Consider the following 6,771-nt stretch of genomic DNA (forward strand, 5'->3'; position numbering starts at 1 on the left):
CTCACCCGCCCCACCCAGGCCTGAACCCAGCCTCTCGGCCCACCCTCGTCCGGGCCGCGGGCGCGCCCGAAGCAGCGCCCGCCACGTGACTCCAGGACACGATTCCAGTCCCGGAGTCACGTGCCGCTCGCCCCCGAGGCCGGAAGTCAGCTCGTCGGGATTCGTCGCCGGGTGCGGGCGCCGGCCCCCGGGGGCTTTCGGCGCGAGGGTTCGGTGGTGGCTCGGGCAGCTCCCGCCAGCGGTGGGAGTGCGCTGCGGGACAGCAGGGCGTCGGCACATCCGGGCGCGGCAACCGACGATTCAGGACGTGGGGTCGAACGTTCTCGCGGCAGTGTCAAAGCCCGGGGGTGTAGGGGGCGATTCCGATGATGAGGATGTCGCGGCGCCCTTCGTTCCCGTCGTCGCCGAGGCGGACCGGCCCGACGTAGTGGCTGACGCGCCGGTCGTGCACGCCGTAGCCGTCCAGTGGCTCGGTCAGCACGAAGCGGTCGTGGATCGCCTCCGGGGGCAGTGCGTCGGGTTGCCGACCGGCGCTCTCCGGCGTGGCGATGACGTTCTCGCCGCCCTGGACGTTCCGGCGGCCGATCAGGTGGGCGAAGGTGAAGGTGGCCGGTGAACCGCCGTCCTGGTGAAGGCAGTTCGGCGAGGAGACCGCCTCCTGCTCGCGGTCGTGGACGCCGAGCGAGATCAGGTGGACGCCGACGTAGACGGGGACGCGGCGCAGGTCCTCCAGCCACAGGGCACGGTCGAGGTCGGCGCGGACGAGGGCGTCGAGCAGCCGGTTGCCGTGCAGGGATTCCGGGATGTCGGGCAGCCGGCGCCGCACCCGGGGGTACTCGGGGTTGTGCTCGTCCTGCCAGTACTCCGTGACGGTGCCGAACTCCTCGTCGGGGACCCCGGGGATGTAGGAGAGCTCTCCGGACCAGGGCAGGTGGACGGCGTGCGAGTAGCGGCGGAAGCGGTGGGTCCCACGGGCGTACGGATCCGGCGGCAGGTCCCGGTAGGCGTCCGCGAGCCGGGTGAAGTCCTCGGCCAGTGCCCTGGTGTCGATGCCCAGGTCGGCGGCGTTCAGGCGGGCGTACCCGTCGCGCCGCACCCGCCCGGCGTGCTCGGGCGGGCGTCCGTGCTGCTTCGGGGTGTCGTCCATCGGCCTCTCCAGGCGTGCGCGGGCGGGCGCGGGTCCGCATGCCCTTCCGGATTCCTCCACGCTGGCACGCCCGCCGGGGTCGCGCCCCCGGGCGGTCCGCCGTGCGGATGACCCGGGCGGGACGGCCGGCGGGGTGGTCATGCAGTCCGCGAGGTCGTCCACGACCGCGGGCAGGCCGCCGGCCCGGTGTACGGCACGCTGGCGGTGGGCACCGCTGCCCCGGGCGGCCAGCCGGTCGACGAAGGCGGTGACCCGTGCCAGGTCCCCCAGGTCCTCCAGCGCGGTGCCGATGTGCCCCACCAGCCTCCGTGCGCGCTCCGGGGCGGGCAGGACGTGCCCGCTCAGTGCGTCCGCGCCTTGTCCCGGCCAGCCGTCGCGGGTCGCGTACCAGTACGCGCCGCGCAGTAGCTCACCGCCGAGGCGGGGGCCCTTGTCGCCGTGCTCCGCCAGCCGGGCGGAGGTCACCACCAAACCGCGCACGACGGCCGCGAGGGCCACCGAATCGGCGGCCTCGGCCGGAACGTCCATGCACCGGACTTCCAAGGTCGGCAGGTGCGGGTGCGGGCGGGTGTCCCAGAACGGCAGTTCGGCGAAGGAGCTCCCGCCGACCTCCGCCATCGCGGCGGCGACGCGCCGGTAGTCGTCGAGCGACTCGACCCGTGGTGGCGGGCCGAGCGACGGGAAGCGCAGCCGCAGCACCGAGCGCCAGCTGGCGTAACCGGTGTCGCGCCCGGCGCGGAAGGGTGAGTTGGCGCTCATCTCCACCAGCAGCGGCAGCCACGGGCGCAGATGGTTGCCGACCAGGGCCGCCACCTCGCGGTCGGGCAGGTACACGTGCACGTGCAGGGCGCAGACGGCGAAGTCGTCCATCATGGTCCGGAACAGCTCCACCCCGTCCCGGTACCGGGGGTGGTCGCCCACCGGCGCCGCGTCGCCGCCTCCGAGCACGGGCGTCGCGCTGGGGCACACCGCCAGGCCCTCGGCCTCGGCGCAGGCGGCGAGCTCGCGGCGCAACCAGGCCAGCCGAGCGGACAGCTCGTCCATGGCGGCGCACGGCGGCGTCCGCACCTCGACCTGGAGGTCCGTGAACTCGCCGGAAACCAGGTCCCCCAGTACGCCCGCGGCGCGGGCGGCCAGCCGCGGGCCGGCGGCCACCACGGCCCGGCTCGCGGGGTCCACGACGAAGTACTCCTCCTCCACGCCCACCGTCGGCGGCAGCGCCCGGTGGTGGGCCGTGCCGCCCGGTGCGGGCTGTCGGGTTCCGTGCGTGCCCGGCGCGCCGCTGCCGTCCATGCCACCAGCGTCCCCCTCCTCGGTGGTGTCGGCATCAGGGGGGACCGGGGGACGTGACGTCGAACGGTCGGCCTCGGCGCGTGCCCGGCCCGTCGCGACCGAGGCGCCCTGCCCCACCGCTGCGGTGCCCCGTGGGGCAGGTGTGAACCGGGCTGGGCCGGGCAACCGTCCGGCATGCTGTTGATCCGCCCGCCCGGGGTCTACGCGCCCCAGGGTGACACCGAACTGCTGGCGGCCTGTGTGCGCCGGGAGCCGCTGGACGGCTCCAGCCGGGTACTCGACCTGTGTACCGGGACCGGGGCCGTCGCGATCACGGCGGCGCGCAGCGGGGCCCTCGTCACGGCGGTGGACCTGTCCGCCAGGGCGGTGGCCGCCGCCTGGTGCAACACCCGGCTGCACCGGGTCCGGGTCCGGGTGCGCCGGGGTGACCTTCTGGCCCCGCTGCCCGGTGAGCGCTTCGACCTGGTGACCGCCAACCCCCCGTACCTCCCCACCCGTCCTGACAGGGCGGCTCGTGGTCGGGGTGCCGCGCTGGCCTGGGACGCGGGGCCGGACGGACGGCTGGTCCTGGACCGGATCTGCCGGACTGTTCCCCGGGTGCTGACCGAGGGTGGTGTGCTGCTGGTCGTGCAGTCGGCGCTCGCGGACGTACCCGCCACCCTGGCGCTCCTGCGTGCGGCCGCCCTGCGCACGGAGGTGGCCGCGCGCCGACGGCAGCCCTTCGGGCCGGTCATGACGGCCCGGGCCGCCCTGTTCGAACGGCTCGGACTGATCCGGCCGGGCGAGCGCGAGGAGGAACTGGTGGTGGTGCGCGGTGTCCGTGAGTCCTGACCGCTACGCCACCCGGGTGGTCGTCGTGCCGGGTGGCCCTCTGCTGGTCGAGGGACCGGTGGAGGTGGTCCTGCCGGACGGCACTCGGAGGCTGTCCGACCGTCCGGTGGTGGCTCTGTGCGCCTGTCGGCGCAGCCGCGCGTACCCGTTCTGCGACACCAGCCACCGACGGCACACACGGCCGCAGCGGGCTCGGGAACGGGGCCCCCGGGACTCGGACGGCGGGAGGTGAGCGGACGGACGGTCCGCAACGCTCACCGCGGCCGCCGCCCGTGGGCCGCCGCACCGGCCGCGGCACCGAGGACCGCCGCCCCGCCGGCGGCGAGCAGACGGTGGTGCTGGGAGGCCCACAGCTGGGCGCTGTGGTCGCGGGCGTCGGTGTCGACGCGGCCGTGCGCGCCGTGGTCCCTCTCGGAGTCGCCCGGTGACCAGAGGTTGTCCCTTTCGTCGCCGCGTCGGGTCCGGTCCTGCTCCTGCTGGGCGTCGATGCCGGTGCGGGCGAGGTAGCGATCGAACAGACCGGGCGCGAGCGCGTTGGCGATCAGGGCGGCGGCGGTGCTGCCGCCCACCCAGTACTCGCGCCGCCCGGGGTGGTCGGCGGCGAACCGGACGGCGCGGGCGGCGAGTTCGGGTTGGTACACGGGCGCGACGGGGCGAGCGCGGCCGTGCAGCCGGTTGAGCACCCAGTCGAACTGCGGCGTGTTGACGGCAGGCATCTGGACCATCGTCACGCGGACCGGCCGATGCCGGCCGTGGCGCCGGTTATGACCACGGTGCGGGGCTTCGGAGATGTACGTATTCTCATGAGGGGCGTCTGGCCGGGTGGGTCGCCACCGAAACCCGGTGAACGGCGAGGGCCCTCGAAGTGGGGATCCGGCTCCATCACTGTGACCGCCTCCGACGCTTGGACCTCGACCGCATCGCCACCCGTCTCGGTGGCCCTGACCCGGACGACGACAGATGCCTGCCGGCCGTACGGCTGCGGCCGCGCCACGGGCGTTAGCGATCGCGGATCCCGGGTACTCGCAGCGGCGGACCACAGGGGACGGCGCTGCGAGGAGGCGGACGGCATGAACGGACGTGAGAAGGCGGAGCCGCGCCACGACCGCGTCCTGGAGCTGCGGCTGCGCGGGATCGGGTTCGGCCTGCGCGGCCGGGCCTGGGACGTGCTGCGCGGCGTCCGGCGGCGGACCGTCCTCGGACTCGCCCTGCTGTCGCTGGGGCTGTTCGCGGCCGGCCTGGTGACCTCCGGGACTCCGCTGCTGTGGGTCTTCACCGGATGCTGGGCGCTCACCTTGGCGATCGCCCTCGCGGTGCTCCGGGCCTGCGCCGAAGGCCGTGGAGGGCAGCGGTGAGCTCGCTGCCCGAGGCGCGTGGTCCGCTGTCGGCGGCGGTGCTGGCCCTGCTCGCTTCCGGACCGCCCGGCGCCGGGCGGCTGCTCGCACCGCCCGGCCCGCTCGGCGAGCCGTGGGGCGAGGACCACCAGCTGGCCCTGCACCTCTGCTACGAGCTCCACGACCGAGGCCTGCCCGGGGTGCCGGACGGCTGGGAGTGGGATCCCGAGCTCCTGGGGTTGCGCCGGGAGTTGGAGCGCCCGTTCCTGGCCGCGGTGCGCGCGGAGGCGGAGCCCGTGCCGCCCTTGCGGGAGGCGCTGGAAGCACTGCTCACGGAGCCGCCCGTCGGCACAGGTCCGTCGCACTTCCTGCTCGCCGAGGGCGAGCTCCGGCACGCCCGCGAGTACCTGGTGCACCGCTCGGTCTACCACCTCAAGGAGGCGGACCCGCAGCTGTGGCTGCTGCCGAGGATCCACGGGCCCGCGCAGGCGGTGCTGACGGCGATCCTCTACGACGAGTACGGCGCAGGGCGGCCGGAGCGGGCCCACGCCCTGCTGTTCGCCCGGATGATGGCCGCCTTCGGGCTCGACCCCGGCTACGGGCACTACCTGGACCTGGTGCCGGCGCCCACTCTGGCGGTGGTCAACCTGATGACGCTCTTCGGCCTGCACCGGGTGCTGCGCGGCGCGGCCGTCGGGCACTTCGCCACTGTCGAGATCACCTCCTCGCCCGGGTCCGCCCGCCTGGCGGCGGCGCTGGAACGGCTGGGCGGTGGCCCGGACGGCACCCTCTTCTACCGCGAGCACGTCGAGGCGGACGCCGTCCACGAGCAGCTGGTACGCCGTGGGGTCATCGAGGAACTGGTCGCAGCCGAACCGGGACTGGCCCGGGACGTGGCGTTCGGCGTGGCCGCGGCCGGGGTGGTCGACGGGCGCTTCGCGCACCATCTGGTCGGCCGCTGGCGGGCCGGACGCACCTCGCTGCGCTCACCCCTGCCCGACGGTCCCGACGGCAGGGGTTGAGGCGAGCCCGTCCGAACCCCGTTCGCGTCCCGGCCCGGACAGGTGCTCAGCCGGCCTCGGGCAGCCGGACCTCCAGGTGCCCGGAGAGCACCCGCGTCTCCAGCACCGGTTGGGGTGCGGTGGCCGGGCCGTGCACGACCTCGCCGTCCCGGAGCCGGAACTCGCTGCCGTGCCACGGGCAGCGCAGGCAGCCCTCCACCAGGGAGCCCTCGGAGAGCGGGCCGGACAGGTGGGCGCAGCGCTCGGCCAGGACGTGGCAGCGCTCGCCCTCGCGGACCACGACCACGGCCAGTTCACCGGCCGTCGCGCGGACGGGCCTTCCGGGCGGGAAGTCCTCCACCGCGCCGAGGCCGACCCAGTCCGTCGGCGCCAGCCGGGGCACGGCGGCGGCCCGGTCGGGGCCGGCGGCCTGCCGGTAGGACAGGTGCCCGCCGAGCGCGGCGCCGACCGCCACCGCGGTCAGTCCGGCCAGGCCGAACAGCCGACCGTGGGCCCGGTGGCCCTGGCAGCGGGCCAGCAACGAGCGGCCGTACAGCAGCACGCCGGCGGTGTTGCAGAGGGCGTGGACCAGGCCGGTGCGCCGCCGTGGCGGGTCGAGCCGGGCCCAGTCCACCCAGCCGGCGAGGGCGGCGGGGCCGGCGGCCAGCAGCCCGGCCGTGACCAAGGTGTCGGCGGATCCGTGCCGACCGGGGAGGCAGTCCAGCAGGCCGGCGGACAGCCAGCAGCCGAGCGGGAGGTCGACCAGAGCGGGATGGAGCGGGTGGCCGAGCCACACGCCGTGCAGGGCGTCGCGGTACGGCCCGAGCGGGAGGGCCTCGACCGCCTCGGCCAGAGGGCGGCCGGGCGCGTCGAGGAGGCCCCAGTGCTCCGGCGCGTCCAGGGCTTGGCGTAGTCGGCGGGACCACTGGCGGGTGTGCAGGGGTGTGTTTTCCATACCGGAGCGGCTAGCCAGGCACCGGAGCGCCAAACCCGGACGGCAGGGTGAGTTCGGGGACGGGCCCGGGTCCGTCACGTACGGCGGTGTTCGGTAAGGGCCCGGCGACGTACCCGGTGGCCACCCACGGCTGCGCGCCCTCGGTGTCCGCGTCCAGCACCGGGGCCGTCCACCGCCCGCCCACCCGGCGGGCGGCGGCCACCTCGTTGC

Annotated in this window: 7 protein-coding genes; 4 read left to right on the forward strand and 3 right to left on the reverse strand. The window is 75.5% G+C overall.

Features of this window, described 5'->3' with window-relative positions; genetic code table 11:
* Positions 1-334: 334 nt before the first annotated feature.
* Entirely contained in the window at positions 335-2,440 is a 2,106-nt protein-coding gene (locus tag J0670_RS25785) for a YbdK family carboxylate-amine ligase (RefSeq protein ID WP_207814058.1), read from the reverse strand.
* A gap of 174 nt (positions 2,441-2,614) precedes the next feature.
* Here J0670_RS25785 and J0670_RS25790 point away from each other — a divergent pair, with 174 nt between their 5' ends.
* The gene (locus J0670_RS25790) at positions 2,615-3,271 is read left to right on the forward strand and encodes a HemK2/MTQ2 family protein methyltransferase (RefSeq protein WP_207814059.1); all 657 of its coding nucleotides are present in this window, start codon (positions 2,615-2,617) and stop codon (positions 3,269-3,271) included.
* A gap of 64 nt (positions 3,272-3,335) precedes the next feature.
* A complete protein-coding gene (locus J0670_RS39490; RefSeq protein ID WP_307806690.1) occupies positions 3,336-3,503 on the forward strand; it encodes a CDGSH iron-sulfur domain-containing protein in 168 nt (55 codons plus the stop codon).
* 22 nt (positions 3,504-3,525) lie between these two features.
* Here J0670_RS39490 and J0670_RS25800 read toward each other — a convergent pair whose 3' ends face one another.
* Positions 3,526-3,987 (reverse strand): hypothetical protein, encoded by a 462-nt coding sequence (locus J0670_RS25800; RefSeq protein WP_207814061.1) that lies wholly within the window; start codon positions 3,985-3,987, stop codon positions 3,526-3,528.
* A gap of 354 nt (positions 3,988-4,341) precedes the next feature.
* Between J0670_RS25800 and J0670_RS25805 the strand changes: the two genes are divergently transcribed.
* A complete protein-coding gene (locus J0670_RS25805; protein ID WP_207814062.1) occupies positions 4,342-4,626 on the forward strand; it encodes a hypothetical protein in 285 nt (94 codons plus the stop codon).
* The gene (locus tag J0670_RS25810) at positions 4,623-5,627 is read left to right on the forward strand and encodes an iron-containing redox enzyme family protein (protein WP_307806689.1); all 1,005 of its coding nucleotides are present in this window, start codon (positions 4,623-4,625) and stop codon (positions 5,625-5,627) included. The genes J0670_RS25805 and J0670_RS25810 overlap by 4 nt, the downstream gene beginning before the upstream one ends.
* Before the next feature lie 46 nt (positions 5,628-5,673).
* Here J0670_RS25810 and J0670_RS25815 read toward each other — a convergent pair whose 3' ends face one another.
* Complete coding sequence (locus J0670_RS25815; protein ID WP_207814064.1) at positions 5,674-6,561, reverse strand: Rieske (2Fe-2S) protein; 888 nt, start codon at positions 6,559-6,561, stop codon at positions 5,674-5,676.
* Positions 6,562-6,771: the final 210 nt, after the last annotated feature.

The sequence above is a fragment of the Streptomyces sp. FH025 genome (assembly GCF_017427025.1).
In the GTDB taxonomy this organism is placed as follows: Bacteria; Actinomycetota; Actinomycetes; order Streptomycetales; family Streptomycetaceae; genus Kitasatospora.

What these genes read in the sequence shown, in the direction of transcription:
- J0670_RS25785 (WP_207814058.1), bottom strand. Translation starts at nt 2,440, where the DNA reads ATGGACGGCAGCGGCGCGCCGGGCACGCACGGAACCCGACAGCCCGCA.
- J0670_RS25815 (WP_207814064.1), bottom strand. Translation starts at nt 6,561, where the DNA reads ATGGAAAACACACCCCTGCACACCCGCCAGTGGTCCCGCCGACTACGC.
- J0670_RS25805 (WP_207814062.1), top strand. Translation starts at nt 4,342, where the DNA reads ATGAACGGACGTGAGAAGGCGGAGCCGCGCCACGACCGCGTCCTGGAG.
- J0670_RS25790 (WP_207814059.1), top strand. Translation starts at nt 2,615, where the DNA reads ATGCTGTTGATCCGCCCGCCCGGGGTCTACGCGCCCCAGGGTGACACC.
- J0670_RS25800 (WP_207814061.1), bottom strand. Translation starts at nt 3,987, where the DNA reads ATGCCTGCCGTCAACACGCCGCAGTTCGACTGGGTGCTCAACCGGCTG.